The 17,017-nt window shown below is 34.2% G+C and carries 18 protein-coding genes; 13 read left to right on the forward strand and 5 right to left on the reverse strand.

All coding sequences use genetic code 11. The annotated features are described in order from the left end of the window. Positions 1 to 154 precede the first annotated feature (154 nt). From sigK to sda, 3 genes are all read right to left on the reverse strand, one after another. Positions 155 to 871, reverse strand: a complete 717-nt coding sequence (gene sigK / locus ACPYKA_RS09565; protein ID WP_479542068.1) for an RNA polymerase sporulation sigma factor SigK — start codon at positions 869 to 871, stop codon at positions 155 to 157. A gap of 211 nt (positions 872 to 1,082) precedes the next feature. Further along, positions 1,083 to 2,111: a DUF1646 family protein gene (locus tag ACPYKA_RS09570; protein ID WP_479542069.1), complete on the reverse strand. Its 1,029-nt coding sequence runs from the start codon at positions 2,109 to 2,111 to the stop codon at positions 1,083 to 1,085. A gap of 637 nt (positions 2,112 to 2,748) precedes the next feature. Beyond that, complete coding sequence (gene sda / locus ACPYKA_RS09575) at positions 2,749 to 2,868, reverse strand: sporulation histidine kinase inhibitor Sda (RefSeq protein WP_479542070.1); 120 nt, start codon at positions 2,866 to 2,868, stop codon at positions 2,749 to 2,751. A 305-nt stretch (positions 2,869 to 3,173) separates the two neighbouring features. Here sda and ACPYKA_RS09580 point away from each other — a divergent pair, with 305 nt between their 5' ends. The 11 genes from ACPYKA_RS09580 to ACPYKA_RS09630 all read left to right on the forward strand — a co-directional run bounded on the left by ACPYKA_RS09580 (position 3,174) and on the right by ACPYKA_RS09630 (position 11,734). Beyond that, entirely contained in the window at positions 3,174 to 3,701 is a 528-nt protein-coding gene (locus ACPYKA_RS09580; RefSeq protein ID WP_479542071.1) for a YqeG family HAD IIIA-type phosphatase, read from the forward strand. Further along, entirely contained in the window at positions 3,691 to 4,794 is a 1,104-nt protein-coding gene (gene yqeH / locus ACPYKA_RS09585) for a ribosome biogenesis GTPase YqeH (protein ID WP_479542072.1), read from the forward strand. Before ACPYKA_RS09580 ends, yqeH begins: the two co-directional genes overlap by 11 nt. 15 nt (positions 4,795 to 4,809) lie before the next feature. Continuing rightward, positions 4,810 to 5,637, forward strand: coding sequence for a shikimate dehydrogenase (aroE, locus tag ACPYKA_RS09590; protein ID WP_479542073.1), 828 nt, complete (start codon positions 4,810 to 4,812; stop codon positions 5,635 to 5,637). 6 nt (positions 5,638 to 5,643) lie between these two features. Beyond that, complete coding sequence (gene yhbY, locus ACPYKA_RS09595) at positions 5,644 to 5,937, forward strand: ribosome assembly RNA-binding protein YhbY (RefSeq protein ID WP_479542085.1); 294 nt, start codon at positions 5,644 to 5,646, stop codon at positions 5,935 to 5,937. A gap of 14 nt (positions 5,938 to 5,951) precedes the next feature. Beyond that, the gene (locus ACPYKA_RS09600) at positions 5,952 to 6,521 is read left to right on the forward strand and encodes a nicotinate-nucleotide adenylyltransferase (protein WP_479542074.1); all 570 of its coding nucleotides are present in this window, start codon (positions 5,952 to 5,954) and stop codon (positions 6,519 to 6,521) included. After that, complete coding sequence (gene yqeK, locus ACPYKA_RS09605; RefSeq protein WP_479542075.1) at positions 6,508 to 7,074, forward strand: bis(5'-nucleosyl)-tetraphosphatase (symmetrical) YqeK; 567 nt, start codon at positions 6,508 to 6,510, stop codon at positions 7,072 to 7,074. Before ACPYKA_RS09600 ends, yqeK begins: the two co-directional genes overlap by 14 nt. A gap of 7 nt (positions 7,075 to 7,081) precedes the next feature. Next, on the forward strand, positions 7,082 to 7,435 hold the full coding sequence (rsfS, locus tag ACPYKA_RS09610) for a ribosome silencing factor (RefSeq protein ID WP_479542076.1): 354 nt from the start codon (positions 7,082 to 7,084) through the stop codon (positions 7,433 to 7,435). Position 7,436: 1 nt separating this feature from the next. Next, entirely contained in the window at positions 7,437 to 8,183 is a 747-nt protein-coding gene (locus ACPYKA_RS09615; protein WP_479542077.1) for a class I SAM-dependent DNA methyltransferase, read from the forward strand. A 113-nt stretch (positions 8,184 to 8,296) separates the two neighbouring features. Beyond that, positions 8,297 to 8,896, forward strand: coding sequence for a helix-hairpin-helix domain-containing protein (locus ACPYKA_RS09620; RefSeq protein WP_479542078.1), 600 nt, complete (start codon positions 8,297 to 8,299; stop codon positions 8,894 to 8,896). Between the two features lie 18 nt (positions 8,897 to 8,914). Further along, complete coding sequence (locus tag ACPYKA_RS09625; RefSeq protein WP_479542079.1) at positions 8,915 to 9,370, forward strand: ComE operon protein 2; 456 nt, start codon at positions 8,915 to 8,917, stop codon at positions 9,368 to 9,370. Positions 9,371 to 9,430: 60 nt separating this feature from the next. Beyond that, entirely contained in the window at positions 9,431 to 11,734 is a 2,304-nt protein-coding gene (locus ACPYKA_RS09630) for a DNA internalization-related competence protein ComEC/Rec2 (protein WP_479542080.1), read from the forward strand. 1,491 nt (positions 11,735 to 13,225) lie between these two features. Here ACPYKA_RS09630 and ACPYKA_RS09635 read toward each other — a convergent pair. Continuing rightward, positions 13,226 to 13,357, reverse strand: a complete 132-nt coding sequence (locus tag ACPYKA_RS09635) for a YqzM family protein (RefSeq protein WP_479542081.1) — start codon at positions 13,355 to 13,357, stop codon at positions 13,226 to 13,228. A gap of 172 nt (positions 13,358 to 13,529) precedes the next feature. Between ACPYKA_RS09635 and holA the strand changes: the two genes are divergently transcribed. Beyond that, the gene (holA, locus tag ACPYKA_RS09640; protein ID WP_479542082.1) at positions 13,530 to 14,549 is read left to right on the forward strand and encodes a DNA polymerase III subunit delta; all 1,020 of its coding nucleotides are present in this window, start codon (positions 13,530 to 13,532) and stop codon (positions 14,547 to 14,549) included. A gap of 68 nt (positions 14,550 to 14,617) precedes the next feature. Here holA and rpsT read toward each other — a convergent pair whose 3' ends face one another. After that, positions 14,618 to 14,884, reverse strand: a complete 267-nt coding sequence (gene rpsT, locus ACPYKA_RS09645) for a 30S ribosomal protein S20 (protein WP_479542083.1) — start codon at positions 14,882 to 14,884, stop codon at positions 14,618 to 14,620. Positions 14,885 to 15,101: 217 nt separating this feature from the next. On the opposite strand from rpsT, the gene gpr reads away from it, so the two are divergent. Beyond that, positions 15,102 to 16,208, forward strand: coding sequence for a GPR endopeptidase (gene gpr / locus ACPYKA_RS09650; protein WP_479542084.1), 1,107 nt, complete (start codon positions 15,102 to 15,104; stop codon positions 16,206 to 16,208). Positions 16,209 to 17,017 lie beyond the last annotated feature (809 nt).

Below are 17,017 nucleotides of genomic sequence, written 5' to 3' on the forward strand. Positions count from 1 at the left end.
ATTACCTCCAAGTGCAAGGGTTTTCTAATACATTTTAAAAAGTCCTTGCATCTTTATTCGACATAATATGTCGAAATCCCTTGTTGGTAATGAATTTTTTGCAGATTCAGCAGACCCTATTTATCAAATTCATTTATTTTGCAGCGTTTGTTTGTTAGTTAAATGAGGTGTTTTGCTTTTCTTTATTATAATATGCACGGAAAACTTTCATTAAGGCCCGTTTCTCGATCCTTGAGACGTAACTTCGTGATATGTTTAATAATTTAGCAATTTCTTTTTGAGTCAATTCTTTATTATTACTTAAACCGTAACGGTATATTAATACGGTTTTTTCCCTTTCATCCAAGACCTCAAAATGTTCTTTTAACTTACTTATCTCCATATTTAATTGAATATATTCCAAAATATTTTCTGACTCGGCTTCGATGACATCTAGTAAACTAATCTCATTGCCTTCCTGATCTTGACCGATTGGGCTATGTAGTGATACATCTTTACGGGATTTCTTTAATGTTCTTAAATACATTAAAATTTCGTTTTCAATACATCTTGCAGCATATGTCGCTAATTTTGTACCTTTTCCAACTTTAAAACTCTCTACACCTTTAATTAACCCGATTGTCCCGATTGAAATAAGGTCCTCCGTATATTCCCCAGTGTTATCAAATTTTTTTACAATATGGGCTACAAGACGTAAGTTATGTTCAATTAGTTTATTTCTAGCATCCGGATCTCCCTCTTGCATTCGTGCGAGGTATTTCTCTTCTTCTTCTTTGGAAAGAGGTTGTGGGAAAGTATTATTTTTTACATAAGAAACAAAAAATAACGTTTCCTTAATAAGTAACGTTAAAATTGATAAAAACGTTGACACGTTTTTCACCTCCATGCTCCATGCATTATTAGCTATATAACATTCTTATGAAGGATTGGAGTAAAACGTGTCTGTCCTCAGTAATTATTTCCTATATCAATACCAAAATTAAAAGACAAACTGCGTGGCATAAACTTACACAGCTTGTCTTTTATAACATAATTACTTATACAGATCCATGGTGTTCAGCAGGTCTATATTACACCATTTATCATATCGTGAAAGCTACAATGACAAAAAAGACTGCCATTGCGACTAAACCTACTGGTACTGCGAAACGAGCATATTCCAGGCTAGTTATTTTAAGTTTCCCAGCAGCGATAATATTTGGGATATTTCCTGGTATTAACATTCCACCACTAATACAAAGACCAAGTAAAATAGCTTCTATTGTAGATTTGCTCATTTGTGGACTAATTTCTGCGGCAGCTAAGGTCGCATTATCTAAAACAGCTGAAATAATATTAATCCAATAAAGTACTAGTGGATGTAAATCAAGTAAAAATCGTTCGATAAACGGTTGAAATCCTGCTCCTAAAAAGGTTAAAGCCATTACAAATAGATATATCTTTAAACTACGAATGATGATTTCACCGTAAGACTCTGTCTCAGAGACTGTTTCATTCGTTTGCTTTAATTTCTTTTGTTTTTCCGTTCTCGGTGAAATCATAAATGCCGACAGGATTCCAAAAGCAATTACTCCCGGAATGATAAATAATCCGAGTAATTTTAATAAGTAAAAGAAGTCCGCATTTAATTTACTAACAACAATTGTAGAAAGCGGTTCCCCTAAAGGTGTTAAAACTGCACCTAACCCAATTGCATAACATGCTAGAATTACGAGGCGAATTTCTGATTTTCTATCCATTCGTAAGACGGATATAACAGCAACTAAAATAATTGCAGCCACAATTGCTGTAATTATACTGGAGACAAGTCCAAGAATAATTACGAATAATGCGATAAACACTCGATAAGGGATCGCATAACTTAAACTAAGTATTCCCGTTTCAATAGGTTTTTGAAACCAACGGAACAAAAGGCCGGCAGCAAAGACTGCTAACGTAATGTTGATTGGAGAGATCAACGCTTCTTTAATAAGATCCCATTCCCATACTTGACTGACAAATACAGAAGCAACTCCCATAATAAATAAAAATACTTCTAAATTTCTTTCCACAAGTTTTGTGAAAGGTAAAAAAAGAACAAGTAATAAAATGATAATCAAACCAACAATCATAAATCTAGCCACTCCTTTTGAATTTAATTAAGTATGTCCTCTTTAATGGGGGATTCGACCTGCATGGAATCGCTACCACATTACATAAAAGGTATACTTGTGTAATAACATATAAGCACAATAAATACAAAAGGTCTGTCATAAAAGGGCATACTTATCCCTTAGTGACAGACTCCTCCAAAAAATAAAGCTATTTAGAATAATAAGCGCCTTTTGCTACATAATGTATTCTAACATATATGAACAAAGTTATACAAGACTTATCTAAAAATTTTTTCGATTTTAGTTTGAATAATGAAATATGTATCATGAGCAATCATTCCAGATATATACATTTGTAAACAAGTCATCGTAAAGTCGAACTAACTTGTATAAAATTGCTATGTAAAAGATTATAAGGTAAAGTGTAAGATGTGTGTATTCGCTACCGAAATATGTAGAAAGTTTTAAGAAATTGTAATAGTTAAAAAAATAAAACGTCGATGACTTTTATTTTCATCTATTAATCGATGGTGATGTGATATACTCATCGGGGCTAAACACGCAAGGTTATTACTGGAAGATCTATTTTGAAAATTAATTTATTAGAAAATATAAGTATAAAGCCAATCCATAAAAAAGGAATTAATGTTTTTTATTATAGGATGGCTCTACGCTCTATTTCTTCTTCTATCATCTTAATAAAATCTATATTTAAATTTAACTCTTTCGCTTTTTGATAAGCTTCTAATAATAATGAATCTGATAAACACTCCATAAAAAATACTCCTTTTCTGATAATATAAGCTTAATTTACCATGAAATGAAGGGTCGAACAAGTTCTAACTTATTCACAAAGGGTTGTAGGTAACTTGTTAGTTATTTATATTTTTTCATAAATAACATTGATTAATCAACATCTATCTTGTTGGTAAAGTTATCCACATGCGTGAGGAAAGTTGAAATTTGTCGAACACTTTATACTTTATACACATAATAGACATAGATATACAAAATATGAGAATATATTATAATAGATAACAATGGGAGTTGTAGTAATATAGTTATCATAGAGGTGAGCTTTTGTTAAATTTATTTTTGCCCAATAAACATGTAGAAAGTGTTTTTGACATCGAACCAGAATTTTTACTAGCTCAAGGTAAAAAAGGAATCATTATTGACCTTGATAATACGCTTGTTCCATGGAATGTTGGACATGCAACTGAAAAGGTTATAAAGTGGTTAAAAAAAATGGGGGATGCAAATATTAAAGTTACGATATTCTCTAATAACAATAAAGAAAGAGTGACTGTATTTGCCGAACCGTTAGGCACTCCTTTTATTTATAAAGCCCGAAAACCACTTCAACAAGCTTTTAAACGGGCTAAAGATGAAATGCAACTAAAAAAAGATGAAATAGTCGTCATTGGGGATCAATTATTAACTGATATTCTTGGAGGAAATCGTGCCGGCTTCTATACGATATTAGTCGTTCCAATCGTTCAGTCTGATGCCCCAATTACAAAATTCAACCGAAATCTAGAAAGATTGATCTTAAATTATTTTTATCGCAAAGGTAAATTAACAAGGAGAATGACAGATGGACAATAACGTAATATGCGAAGGTTGTGGATCGATTCTTCAATCTGAAGATGAAAAAGAAATTGGTTATATTCCAAAATCTTCCCTTCAAAAAAAGAACTTACTTTGCAAACGATGTTTTCAATTACGGCATTATAATAAGCATGAAACCGTACCACTAGATAGTGACGACTTTTTAGATCTAGTAAGTACAATTCGGAATACAGATAGTTTAATTATTCATTTAATTGATATTTTTGATGTGGATGGAACATTATTAAAAAGTTTACCGAGAATTGTTGGCACGAACCCGATTATTTTGGTTGGAAATAAGGTAGACCTATTACCAAAGTCAACAAATCAAAGAAAAGTAAGAAATTGGCTTTTCAGTCAGGCGAAAGAAGCGGGAATTAACGTTGTAGATGTTTTTTTAATATCTTCCATGAAGTCTTACAATATCGAAGAATTAGCCATGGAAATGGAAACTAGACGTGAAAATAAAGATATTTATGTAGTTGGCGTCACAAATGTTGGAAAATCAACGTTTATTAATCAGTTTATTAAACGTTCCACTGGAATTAAAGAGGCGATTACAACATCTTACTTTCCTGGAACAACACTCGGTTTTATCGAAATTCCGTTAGATCAAAATAGTGCGCTCATTGATACTCCGGGGATTGTAAACCGACACCAGATGGCTCATTATGTGTCAAAAAATGATTTGAAAATAATTACACCTAAAAAAGAGATTAAACCAAGAAATTATCAGTTACATAGTGGTCAGACCTTATTTATTGGAGGACTAGCTCGTCTTGATTTTATTAAAGGAGAAAAACAAACCTTTGTCTGTTTTTTTGCTAATGAAGTACCAATTCATCGGACAAAATTAGAAAATGCAGATGCTTTATACGAAAGACAAGTGAGTGAACTACTTCGTCCACCGGATCAAGAGACATTAAGTATTCTACCTCCACTAGTTAAGCGTGCATATCGTCTTAACGAACCGTATACAGATGTTGTATTTCCGGGACTTGGTTGGGTTACGATTTTGGACAGTGATGTTACCGTTGAAGCATATAGCCCAAAAGGGGTTAACATATCAATTCGCAAATCATTTAATTAGAAAGTAGGGGGATAAATGAGTTATAAGTTAGGATTAATTGGTTATCCAATTAAACATTCTCTTTCACCATGGATCCATACACAATTTTTTGAACGTACAAATATTGACGGATCCTATTCGATTATGGAGATACATACTGAAAAAAACTTTGTGGAAGAAATAGAAAAATTAAAGGCGCTAGGATTGAATGGATTTAACGTAACAGTTCCTTATAAAGAAAAAATTCTAGCATATTTGGATGAACTTGATGACCAAGCAAAAAAAATTGGAGCAGTAAATACGGTATTATGTAAAAATGGGAAGTGGATTGGTTATAATACGGATGGTATTGGCTATTTAAGATCACTTCTTAGTAAGTTTCCAGAACTAGCAAGTGATAAAGAAAAAAGAATATTAATCCTAGGTGCAGGTGGTGCAGCAAAAGGGATTTATCATGCACTTATCCATCATGGGTTTCATGATATTACGATTGCAAACAGATCTATAGAAAAAGCCCTAAATATATTGGCTACAAACGAACATATTATGACATTAAAAGAAGCAGAAGCCCAATTAGAAGCATTTGATGTAATTATTCAAACCACTTCAGTGGGAATGAAACCTAATCACGATAAATCGATTATTTCGCTTCATCGTTTGAAAGACAATGCAGTTGTTAGTGACATTGTCTATCAGCCGTTGATGACTTCATTTTTACAGCAGGCAAAATCATTACATAGATCGATTCACTTTGGCCACACAATGTTACTATATCAAGCGCAATATGCCTTCGAAATATGGACAGGTGAGCAACCAAATATGAAAAATATGGATGAGGCATTACAAAAAATTTTGGAAGGTTGAGTTATGATGTTATCTGGCAAACAAAAACGATTTTTACGAGCAAAAGCTCATCATTTGAAACCCATTTTTCAAGTCGGAAAAAGTGGAGTAACGAATAATATGATCGAGCAATTAAAAGATGTTTTGGAAAAAAGGGAATTAATTAAGATAAATATTTTACAAAACTGCTTGGAAGACAAAGAAGTTATTGCAGAACAAATCGCAGCAGGTGCCGATGCAGAAATTGTGCAAATCATCGGTAATAATATTATTTTATATAAAGAATCTGAAGAAAATAAAATGATTGTTTTACCTGAATAGGTTAAGGAGTAAATATGAAACAAATAGGTATTTTAGGTGGAACTTTTGATCCTCCACATATCGGGCACTTTATTATTGCTGATGAAGTAAAACATCAGTTGCAGCTTGATGAAATTTGGTTTATTCCGACGAATGAACCGCCACATAAAAAGAAAGCAGTGATGGCTAATCAGCATCGGGTTAATATGTTAAATGCTGTAACTGAAAAAATTAACTATTTTAAGGTAAATACTATTGAGTTTAATCGAACCGGTAAATCATATACTATTGATACAATAAATACATTGAAAGAAATACATCGTGATGTAAATTTTTATTTTATTATTGGTGCTGATATGGTCGAGTATTTACCATATTGGAAAGATATCGAGAAATTGGAAAAAAAGATTCAATTTGTCGGTGTTAACCGTCCCGGGTTTAAAATGGATACAACTTATTCCGTAATGGAAGTACAGGTTCCACTGATTGATATTTCTTCGACAGATGTGAAACAGCGAATGGAAAAAGGTTTACCGGTTCAATTTTTTTTACCAAAAGAAGTGCTAACATACATAAAGGAGCATCGATTGTATGAATCTGACTGAAGCTCAGAATGTGGTGAAACAAAGATTAACAAACTCAAGGTATGAACATACTTTGAGAGTTGCAAAAACAGCGGAACAATTAGCGAGAAAATATAATGAATCGATTGAGCGAACAAAATTGGCTGCACTTTTGCATGATTATGCAAAATGTGATCCAGAGGAAGAGTTGAAAAGACAGATAATACAGTATAACCTTCCAAGGGAGTTACTAAATTATAATAAGGAATTATGGCATGGTCCGGTTGGTGCAAAGGTAGCAAAGGAAAAGTTTGGAATTTTAGATGAAGACGTATTGCATGCCATTTATTATCATACAACTGCCAGAGCAAAAATGACCAAATTAGAAATGATTATATTTGTTGCAGATTATATTGAACCAGGAAGGAAATTTCCAGGGGTGGAAGAAGTCAGAAATTTAGTGAAAGTAGATCTGGAAAAGGCAGCATTAAAAGTATTGGGGAATACGATTATGCATTTAGTAAGAAAAGGGATAACCATTTTTCCCGATACATTTTATGCTTATAATCAGTTAACAAAAAAATGGGAGGGGTAATAATAGGATGAACGTAAAACAAATTCTACAAACTGTTATAGAAGCATGTGAAGACAGAAAGGCTGAAAACTGTGTCGCATTAAATATGGAGAATCTAACACCTGTTGCCGATTATTTCGTTATCTGCCATGGAAATAATGAAAGACAAGTGCAGGCAATTGCTCGTTCTATCAAAGAATCTTTAGAAGAAAAAGGGCTTCATGTTAAAAGAATAGAAGGCTTTGAACATGCTAGGTGGGTTTTGATTGATGTTGGTGATATAATTTGCCACATATTCCATAGGGATGAACGTGCTTACTATAATTTAGAACGCTTATGGGGAGATGCTGTAGAAGTATCTGTGGGAGAGCAAAAAAATTAATATGACGACTTACAACCGTTTTGCCTACGTTTATGACAAATTAATGGAACATGCTCCCTATAAAGAATGGACGAATTTTACATTACAGCAGATAAGCATTCATAATAAAGAAGTCCAAACTATTGTTGATCTTGGTTGTGGAACTGGAGTAATTACTGTTAATTTAGCAAAGTTAGGATTTGATGTAGTAGGAATTGACTTTTCATCCGACATGTTAACTGCTGCTGCCGATAGAGCGATGAAAGCAAATGTTGATGTAAGCTGGATTCATCAAGATATAAGAAATCTAGAAGGATTTACCGATATCGACTTATTTGTCAGTTATTGTGATGTGATCAATTATATTACAGATAAAGAAGGGTTAATATCTGTGTTTAATAGCGTATATAATAGTTTATCACCTGAAGGAATGTTTATATTTGATGTACATAGTATGAATTACGCCAATAATTATTTAAGGAATGAGACTTTTTCAGAAGTGACGGAGGAACTTGTTTATATTTGGGATTGTGAACAAGGGGAATTACCTGGAGAAATGTTTCATTATTTAACATTCTTTCAAAAAGATGATGAGAAGTATATTCGCTTTGATGAAATGCATCATCAGCAGACATATGAACTTAATGTGTATACAAAATTATTAAAAAGAAGCGGATTTAGTAAAATTCATTTTTATGCAGACTTTAATGTCGAAAATGATTTTTCTGAAAAAAATAGTGAACGGATTTTTGTTGTTGCTGAAAAATAGTTGAGAAAAATTTATTTTCTCAACTATTTTTATTTTTTTGGCAATTTTACAAAAAGTAAAATACTACTTATAATTGAATTTGATTCTAAGGAAGGGGAGGGAAGGGTCTCTAATTGATTCGATTAATTAAAAAATATAAAATTATTATATCCATTGTTTTCGCTATCGTAATAGGAATTTTATTGATGCGTAATCAACAGACAAATGAACTTGATCATCTTGACAGTGAAAAAGACCAACAACCTATTGAACATTTAGAACAAGAAAGTGATGAATTAATTGAATCTAAAATTATGGTCGATATAAAAGGAGAAGTTGAAAAACCGGGAGTCTATGAAATTGAACAAGGTACACGAGTCATTGATAGCATAGAGGCTGCTGGCGGTTTTACAAAGGAAGCTGATGAAAATCAAATTAATCTAGCTGAAAAAGTACATGATGAAATGGTTTTAATCGTACCAAAGCTAGGAGAAGAAAGTGTAAGCCCTTCACCTGTAGCTAGTCACCAAGACAACGAACAAAAAATAAGGTTAAATCAGGCAACGAAAGAAGAAATTGAACAATTAAATGGAATTGGACCGTCAAAAGCACAAGCCATTATCGATTTTCGAGAAGAAAATGGAATGTTTCAACAAGTAGATGATCTTCTGCAAGTTAATGGAATTGGTGAAAAAACATTAGAAAATTTAAAGGAATTTATTATTATACCTTGATAAACGGAGTGAATAAAAGTGGAAAGAATTTCTTGGGATCAATATTTCATGGGACAAGCTCATCTAGTTGCTCTAAGGAGTACATGTACGAGATTAATGGTAGGAGCGGTAATCGTAAGAGAAAATCGAATTATCGCCAGTGGTTATAATGGCAGTGTAGCCGATGGAGATCATTGTATTGATGATGGGTGCTATATTGTAGATGGCCATTGTGTTAGAACGGTCCATGCTGAAGCAAATGCTCTCTTACAATGTGCTAAATTTGGGGTAGCAACAAATGATACGGATCTATACGTGACACATTTTCCTTGTCTGCATTGTTGTAAACAAATTATTCAGTCAGGAGTAAAACGAGTTTATTATGAAGCGGATTATCGCAATCACGAATTGGCAGTTAAATTATTTGAAGAAGCAAATGTAAGCATTCATAAGATCGAGTTAACCGATATTTCTGTCACACTGATAGACGAATAAATTAAGAAATTACAAATGAATGTTGAGGTGATAGCTACCCTATTTTGGGTTACGGAGTTAATGTTAAAAAACTACTGGTATATTATTGCTTTTAGTGCAGTAATAAGTATTATTATCATCATGTCGTCAAATAAATTTTTATACATTCCCTTTGTACTTTGGTTACTTTATTTATTAATTTATAAAAAGTTACCTGTATTTGTTTTTATTATATCGATCGTTTCATTATTATTTTTCTATCATTACATACCCCATCCTAATACGTCGCATCCACAGCTAAACGAGGAAAAAATTGATTTTCACAAAGGAAAAATAGTTGGCCCTATTGACCATTCAGAAAATAAAATGGAATTTTTATTCCAGGAAGAAAACTTGGATGAAAAAATAATAGTAATTTATTTTACCAATCAAAATGAGGATAATGAAGATCCTGCACACTTAAATCAGTTTCAAACTGGTGCTAATTGTACGTTAGAGGGAACCTTAACTATTCCAGAAGGTGCACGAAATCCTTATCAATTTGATTATCAAAATTATTTGTCTAATCAAGGACTCAACTATCAATTAATGCTTACTTCGCTAGAGAACTCTATTTGTGATAAGCACTCTTACTTAGAATATATTTATTCCTTACGCTTTACTTTATTAAATAAATCGATAGAAAAATTACAACCGACAACGGCTGCATGGATGCAGGCATTGGTTCTTGGAAAAGATGAGCTGATTGATCAAGAAATTATTGAGTTATTTCAGCGCTGGAGTCTATCACATATTTTAGCAATTTCAGGTTTGCATATCGGTATTATTGTTGGTATTTTGTATTTTGTCATCGTTCGTCTTGGGATTACTACAAAAGAGAATGCACAGACTTTCATTATGATATTTTTACCTCTTTACGCCATATTGGCAGGAGGGGAGCCTTCTGTATGGCGTGCTAGTTTGATGGTTCTATTTGTTATCTTGATACAAAAAAGTAAGTTTGCATATAGTTACACAGATGTTATTAGTATTATTTTTCTAATTCTTATTTTGATAAATAAATATATCGTTTTTCATATTGGTTTTCAATTTTCTTTTGCAGTTACGTTTGGATTAATTATCTCTAGTAATTATTTAAAGCAGACAAAAACAAATACCGAACGAATTTTACAAATCAGCTTTATCTCGCAAATGATTATTCTCCCTTTACAAATTCATTATTTTTCAATTTTTCAGCCAGCATCTATTCTACTAAACTTAATTGTCGTTCCTTATTTTTCTTTATTTGTAATCCCCTTAATGTTTTCTTTTTTCATTTTGCTTTTTTTCCCATCATTTATTTTACAGTTTATCGAAAACTATTTTTTATTTATTCATGAGTTGGTACTTAAATTTATCCAGTTCATTGACACATATGCAAATACCCCTCTAATTATCGGAGATTTTCCGATTTATTATTCATGTATTTATTATTTCCTTTTTTTCTATATGATGATGAATTTGGAAAAAAAGAATGTAATAAAGTCCTTTCAATATGGCTTTTGTTTAGCATTACTTTTAATTGTTTTAACGTTACGACCATATTTTTCACCGATTGGAACAGTAACTATGCTCGATATCGGACAAGGGGATGCTTATATAATTGAACTACCATATCGTAAAGGAGTATTTATTGTTGATGCTGGTGCTTCATTATCATTTCCAGACTTTTTACCGACCGACAAAGTATATAGACAAATTATTAAACCATATTTACATGGTAAAGGAATACACAAAATTGACACGATTTTTTTAAGTCATCGCGATGCAGATCACACTGGCAGTATAGAGTACTTAATTGAAGATACAAAAGTAGATGAGATTATTATTAGTGAGTTTCATGAATCAACAGAAGAAGAAATTAAACTATGGAAGAAAAAGGGGATAGAAGTATATACTGCTTTATACAATGAAGTAGTATCAAGAAAAGGCCAATTATTTCATGTATTGTCACCAAAACAAAATAAACAATCAGATAATGAAAATTCACTTGTTTTATATACAGAGCTAGGAGGAAAAAGGTGGATATTTACAGGGGATGCTGGTGTAGAAATAGAGCGTCAAATTCTTCAAGACTTTCCTAGATTATCCGTTGAAGTGTTAAAAGTTGGACACCACGGAAGTAATACATCGACTGATCAAGATTTTGTAAAGGGAATCAATGCAAAATATGCACTCATATCTGCTGGTAAAAATAATCGGTATGGACATCCGACCACGGAAGTGATAGAGACACTTGAATCTGAAAATGTGGTTATATACCGGACAGATCAAGAAGGAGCGGTTCAATATATTTTTAAAGACAATTCTGGCATGTTTCAATCTTTTTTAGAACTTGGTCAATAGGAGAGTCATTAACTAAACTTTATCAATCGAAAGAGATTATAAGGTTTCAATGATTTAATCCTGATACGCAGTTGAAGGAAGCTGTACAGTAAATTTGGATAGGAATTGATCTACCGCTACGGAAATACATTCCGCTTTCCGCAGGCGGCTGATGAGCCTCCGACGTACAGGACGTACTAGTGTCGATGACGTCACAGGACGTGACGTTTGTCATCGACCTTGTGCTACGCACTGCGTTGTCTCACCGAGGCCTTTCCGGATGCAGCCGTCAAGGCTGAAAATCTAATGGAGTGAAAGTCTCCTGTCATCAATTGATCGATTCAGATGACTAGCATATCCAATGCGTGGGGAGGTAACGAACCACGTTCTGCTTGGAAGTAAAAGCCACGGCGGCTCAACTCTACTCAGAGAGGGTAAGAGTCGGAACAGTTAGAGTGGCGAGCAAATTCAGAGGCCAAAAGGCTTTAACGAATACTGCAGCTCCGAAATTAGGTCCCTTTAAAACTGTTTCAGGGGGGAATTGTTAAGCGCCGACCTAGTGGAAAGGTGGGGAAGGCCGATGTTCTATGGGAAGAAACGGTCGAGTGCACCATAGAAGCAACCGGAGTAAGGGTTTTGGCATCTGAAGAAAGATTTTCAGAGATAACGACGGGAAAGTCCTATTTCCAGCTGGGACGACAACAACCAGCAAAGACCAATCATATAGGGTAAAACCGAAATTGGTTGGAGGATTTAGGACTGGCGCATGAGGTTGTAGTAGCTAAGAGGAAAGGGTAATGCCTTTCTAAGTTTACGGAAGTAAACTTCTATGACGGTAACACCTGAATAGAGCGAAGAGCCTCTGGGCGCCTGGGGCGCCGTTGACAAGGACAGAACTCGGAGTCTGTCATCATTTGTCGCACTGGCTAACGCATAGGTAAACCGATATAGCTAATGGTGGACATGTGTGTCGGCATTTAACCCTAAGCTAAGTTGGGAAGACCTTTGCAGTGATAGTAACCCAGGGTCAGAACCGGACTCGGGAAATCCGACCGTCCGGGATCGCAGGGGGGCTACAGGAAACGTGATTCATATATTGGGTGCGCGCGCCTGTTTTCTACCCGACTCCTGCAGGAGTCTCCATGTATTTCCTCCGCTAGGTGGTGTTTTCCCAACTAGCGGAGGCAGAATACGAAGACTCCTACGGGAAGAGCACGTGTCTGAAGACCCCGCAGCGGTGATCTTTCCGCGAGGAGGCTGAAGCCGTGCCCGTGGAAAGCGTAGTATTCTGCCGAAGCGGTTTTCATCACAAATTTAGGTAAGAAGTGAGCAAGCACTAAGTCTATTTACCGTTGAGGTAGATTTCAACTACTTATTACTCAACAGTTTATGGAAAAGTGGTAACAAATTTATATGAGGGGTAAAATAAAAATCCGAACTAATTTGAATTTTAGTTCGGATTTTTATATGACTAAAACATTTTTGTCTCAGCCTTTATTTTGTCAATATGTATTAATTAATAAAACTAATTGTAGTCCCAATTGCAAAAATCAAAACAAAAAATACAAAAGAACTTATAAAACCAGTTGCTGCATGAGGAATATCATTGGTTTTTTCCTGTGGGTCTTTTTCAAATTCATTCATGTTTTTCGCCTCCTATGTCTGCTCATAGTATAAAATAAAATAAGAGATAAATCTAGTAACACCATAAATTCATATTTAAATTATGATTCAATTTTAGTATGTGCATAAATTATATCAATAACCAACGAATTTTGCTATTATTAACATAGACACAATAAAGGAATGATACATTATGTCATCTCTAAACAAAACATTACAAGAAATAAAAAAAGGAAAAATTAGTCCGATTTACGTTTTGTGTGGAACAGAGCGCTATTTTATTGAGCAGTTTAAAACAACATTGATTCGTCAAGTTGCAAGTGAAATAAGTGATGATATAACTACATATGACTTAAAAGAAACTTCTATCCAAGAAGTGTTGACAGATGTTGAAACTTTACCTTTTTTTAATGAAAAAAAATTAATAATCGCTACAGATCCTGTCTTTTTAAAAACGAAAGCCGACAGTCTTCCATTTACTCATGATGTACAAAAAGTGGAAGAATATATTGAAAATCCAGTACCATACTCTATACTTGTGTTGATTGCTCCCTATGAAAAAATTGATGCACGAAAAAAAGTCACAAAAATTTTAAAAAAGCAAACTGAATTTATAGATTGTAATCCAATTAAAGAAAATGAATTACGAAAATGGATTAACTATATGGCACAAAACCATCAAATAACTATGACCGAAGAAGCATTATATTTGTTAGAGTCTGAATTTGAAAATAATTTATACTTACTTCAACAAGAAATGGAAAAATTAGCTCTTTATGTAGGGGAGAAAGGTGAGGTCACGCAAGAAATAGCAAAAGAAATTATTTCTGCCTCGCTCTCTTTCAGCGCATTTGAACTAATTGATGCTGTTTTAAAGAAGGATTTATACACTGCAATTAAAATATATAAAGATTTAGAAAGAAAAGGAGAAAATCCTATTGGACTCATCGCATTCCTCGCTTATCAATTTCGAATTATCTATCAAGTGAAATTGTTAAAGCAAAAAGGACATTCTAATCAACAAATTCCAAAAAAAATCAATGTACATCCATATGTAGTTCAATTGGCATCTAAAAGAAGCAGTTCATTTAATAACGAAAGACTATCCGAAATTATTAATGAATTAACGAACACAGACGCAGCGATCAAACGCGGGAAGATGGATAAAGGAATGGCATTTGAGATGTTGTTATATAAAATAATTGCTGCATAAACAAAAAACGATCCTAATAATCAGGATCGTTTTTTCATAATAGTTAATCTAAATAAAGCAACGATGAGTTACGCAGTTACTTTATTTAATTTTTTTGCTAAACGTACTTTATGACGGTTACCGTTATTTTTATGGATAACACCTTTTTGTACTGCTTTATCAATTACTCTAGCTGTTGATTGATATGCAGTTTTTGCATTTTCCACATCGTTTGCTTCGATTAATTTTTCAACCTGTTTTATATGTGTACGCATATCAGATTTAACAGCTTGATTACGTGCTCTTTTTTTATTATTTGTATTTACTCTTTTAATCGCAGATTTTAAATTAGCCATGAGGTCACCTCCTGTTACCACTTAACTGTACCATTCAGAATTTGAATTAAGTATCTGATTAAAGTACTCAATGTCGGAATAGAATTGAAATCATTATATATTAGACAAAAGGTATTTTATCAGATTTAGCCTTCCATTTCAATATTTGTACATTAATTATTTAAAAAAGGTAATACTATAAGTCCTATAATTATGCAAAAAAAAGGACGTGAACATGATGGAAAAAAATGAAGAAAATAAACCAAAACAATACGGTGTTCGTACAGACTTGGCTGTTGAAGCAAGAGATATGTATGTGGAAAAGGAAAAGCCGGCGGAAGAAGTACCGGGTGTTACAGTAAAAGACGATACATACAATAATGTAAAGGTAAGTCATATTGAGATTTCTGAACAAGGAGAAAAATCATTAAATAAAAAACCTGGTTCTTATATTACTATTTTTGCAGATGGAGTGAAAAAACAAGATACGAAAATGCAATCAAATGCCGCTAACGTATTAGCTACACAAATTGTAAAAATGATGAGAAAAAATAAAATTGAACAAGGAAATAAAGGCTTGATTGTAGGCTTAGGTAACTGGAATGTAACGCCTGATGCACTCGGGCCGATGACAGTAGAAAAAGTGATGGTTACAAACCATCTTTTTGAATTGAACTTTGAAAATGTAGCTAGGGGATACCGTCCTGTAGCGGCTATATCACCAGGAGTAATGGGTGTTACTGGAATGGAAACAAGCGATATTATTTTGAGTATTATTGAAAAATTTAATCCAGATTTTGTGATTGTTATTGATGCACTTGCATCAAGGTCGATTGAAAGAATAAATGAAACAATCCAGATAACGGATACAGGTATCCATCCTGGATCCGGTGTTGGGAACAAACGTAAGGAACTTAGTCGAGAAACGCTTGGAATTCCAGTTATTGCAGTAGGTGTTCCGACAGTAGTAGATGCTGTTACGATCGCTAGTGATACATTGGATTACTTATTGAAGCATATGGGACGGGAATTAAAAGAAAAAGATACACCAAGAAGTTCTTTGATACCATCTAGTATGCCGATTAAGCATGAAAATTTAACAAGTGAAGATTTGCCAGACGAAGAAAATCGAAGTAAGTTTTTAGGGTTAGTTGGAAATTTAAGTGATCAAGAAAAACGATCTTTACTAGAGGAAGTTCTTTCGCCAACTGGGAAAAATTTAATTGTAACTCCAAAAGAAATTGATGGATTCATGGTGGATATGGCACATTTAATTGCCCAAGGTATAAACGCAGCTTTACATGAAAATGTGACTGTTGAAGAAGGTGCACAATATACTAGGTGATAACGAACCAGAATGAGAACAACATTGTTTTGGTACCAAATCCATAAACTGTGCAGTAACTTAGGTTGATAATTTATCGGTCAACCTAACTACTGCCCGTTGATTTCCGCCTTCAGGCAGTTCGCTTTCCGTGGGCACGGCTTTTCCCGCAGGAATCGACTGCCCTCCACTACAAACGGTGGAGCACGCAAGAACATCTTGCGTGCTCCTAATTGAGTTCATACATCGCGCAGGGGAACGTGAGAACACCTTGCGTGCCCCTAATTGAGTTCATACATCGCGCAGGGGAACGTGAGAACATCTTGCGTGCCCCTAATTGAGTTCATACATCGCGCAAGGGAACGTGAGAACATCTTGCGTGCCCCTAATTGAGTTCATACATCACGCAGGGGAACGTGAGAACATCTTGCGTGCCCCTAGTTGAGTCCGAACATCACTTAGGGGAACGTGAGAACACCTTGTGTGCCCCTATTAATCAACTAGATCGGTGAATCTCCGGTATAGAACATTTATCCTCCACTGCACCAGCGGAGGAAATACATGGAGACTCCTGGTCGGCTAGAGGCGGTCACGTCCTGTGACGTCATCGACACTAGTACGTCCTGTACGTCGGAAGGCTCATCAGCCGCCTGCGGAAAGCGGAATGTATTTCCGTAGCGGTATTCTGCTTTGTGACTGCGTTCATTACTGCACAGTATCCTTCAACAATGTTATAAAGTTGCAACAAAGTTTTTCATTTGAATAGCAACAGTCGTTCAATGTAAAGGTAAATAATAAAAAATCACTGCAGTACCAACAACAAAACAATA

The organism is Pseudogracilibacillus amylolyticus (SeqCode) (assembly GCF_051918545.1).
Lineage (GTDB): Bacteria > Bacillota > Bacilli > Bacillales > Amphibacillaceae > Pseudogracilibacillus.

What these genes read in the sequence shown, in the direction of transcription:
- rpsT (WP_479542083.1), bottom strand. Translation starts at nt 14,884, where the DNA reads ATGGCTAATTTAAAATCTGCGATTAAAAGAGTAAATACAAATAATAAA.
- ACPYKA_RS09630 (WP_479542080.1), top strand. Translation starts at nt 9,431, where the DNA reads ATGTTAAAAAACTACTGGTATATTATTGCTTTTAGTGCAGTAATAAGT.
- yqeH (WP_479542072.1), top strand. Translation starts at nt 3,691, where the DNA reads ATGGACAATAACGTAATATGCGAAGGTTGTGGATCGATTCTTCAATCT.
- ACPYKA_RS09600 (WP_479542074.1), top strand. Translation starts at nt 5,952, where the DNA reads ATGAAACAAATAGGTATTTTAGGTGGAACTTTTGATCCTCCACATATC.
- yhbY (WP_479542085.1), top strand. Translation starts at nt 5,644, where the DNA reads ATGTTATCTGGCAAACAAAAACGATTTTTACGAGCAAAAGCTCATCAT.
- rsfS (WP_479542076.1), top strand. Translation starts at nt 7,082, where the DNA reads ATGAACGTAAAACAAATTCTACAAACTGTTATAGAAGCATGTGAAGAC.
- ACPYKA_RS09635 (WP_479542081.1), bottom strand. Translation starts at nt 13,357, where the DNA reads ATGAATGAATTTGAAAAAGACCCACAGGAAAAAACCAATGATATTCCT.
- holA (WP_479542082.1), top strand. Translation starts at nt 13,530, where the DNA reads ATGTCATCTCTAAACAAAACATTACAAGAAATAAAAAAAGGAAAAATT.
- ACPYKA_RS09570 (WP_479542069.1), bottom strand. Translation starts at nt 2,111, where the DNA reads ATGATTGTTGGTTTGATTATCATTTTATTACTTGTTCTTTTTTTACCT.
- ACPYKA_RS09615 (WP_479542077.1), top strand. Translation starts at nt 7,437, where the DNA reads ATGACGACTTACAACCGTTTTGCCTACGTTTATGACAAATTAATGGAA.
- gpr (WP_479542084.1), top strand. Translation starts at nt 15,102, where the DNA reads ATGGAAAAAAATGAAGAAAATAAACCAAAACAATACGGTGTTCGTACA.
- sda (WP_479542070.1), bottom strand. Translation starts at nt 2,868, where the DNA reads ATGGAGTGTTTATCAGATTCATTATTATTAGAAGCTTATCAAAAAGCG.
- yqeK (WP_479542075.1), top strand. Translation starts at nt 6,508, where the DNA reads ATGAATCTGACTGAAGCTCAGAATGTGGTGAAACAAAGATTAACAAAC.
- aroE (WP_479542073.1), top strand. Translation starts at nt 4,810, where the DNA reads ATGAGTTATAAGTTAGGATTAATTGGTTATCCAATTAAACATTCTCTT.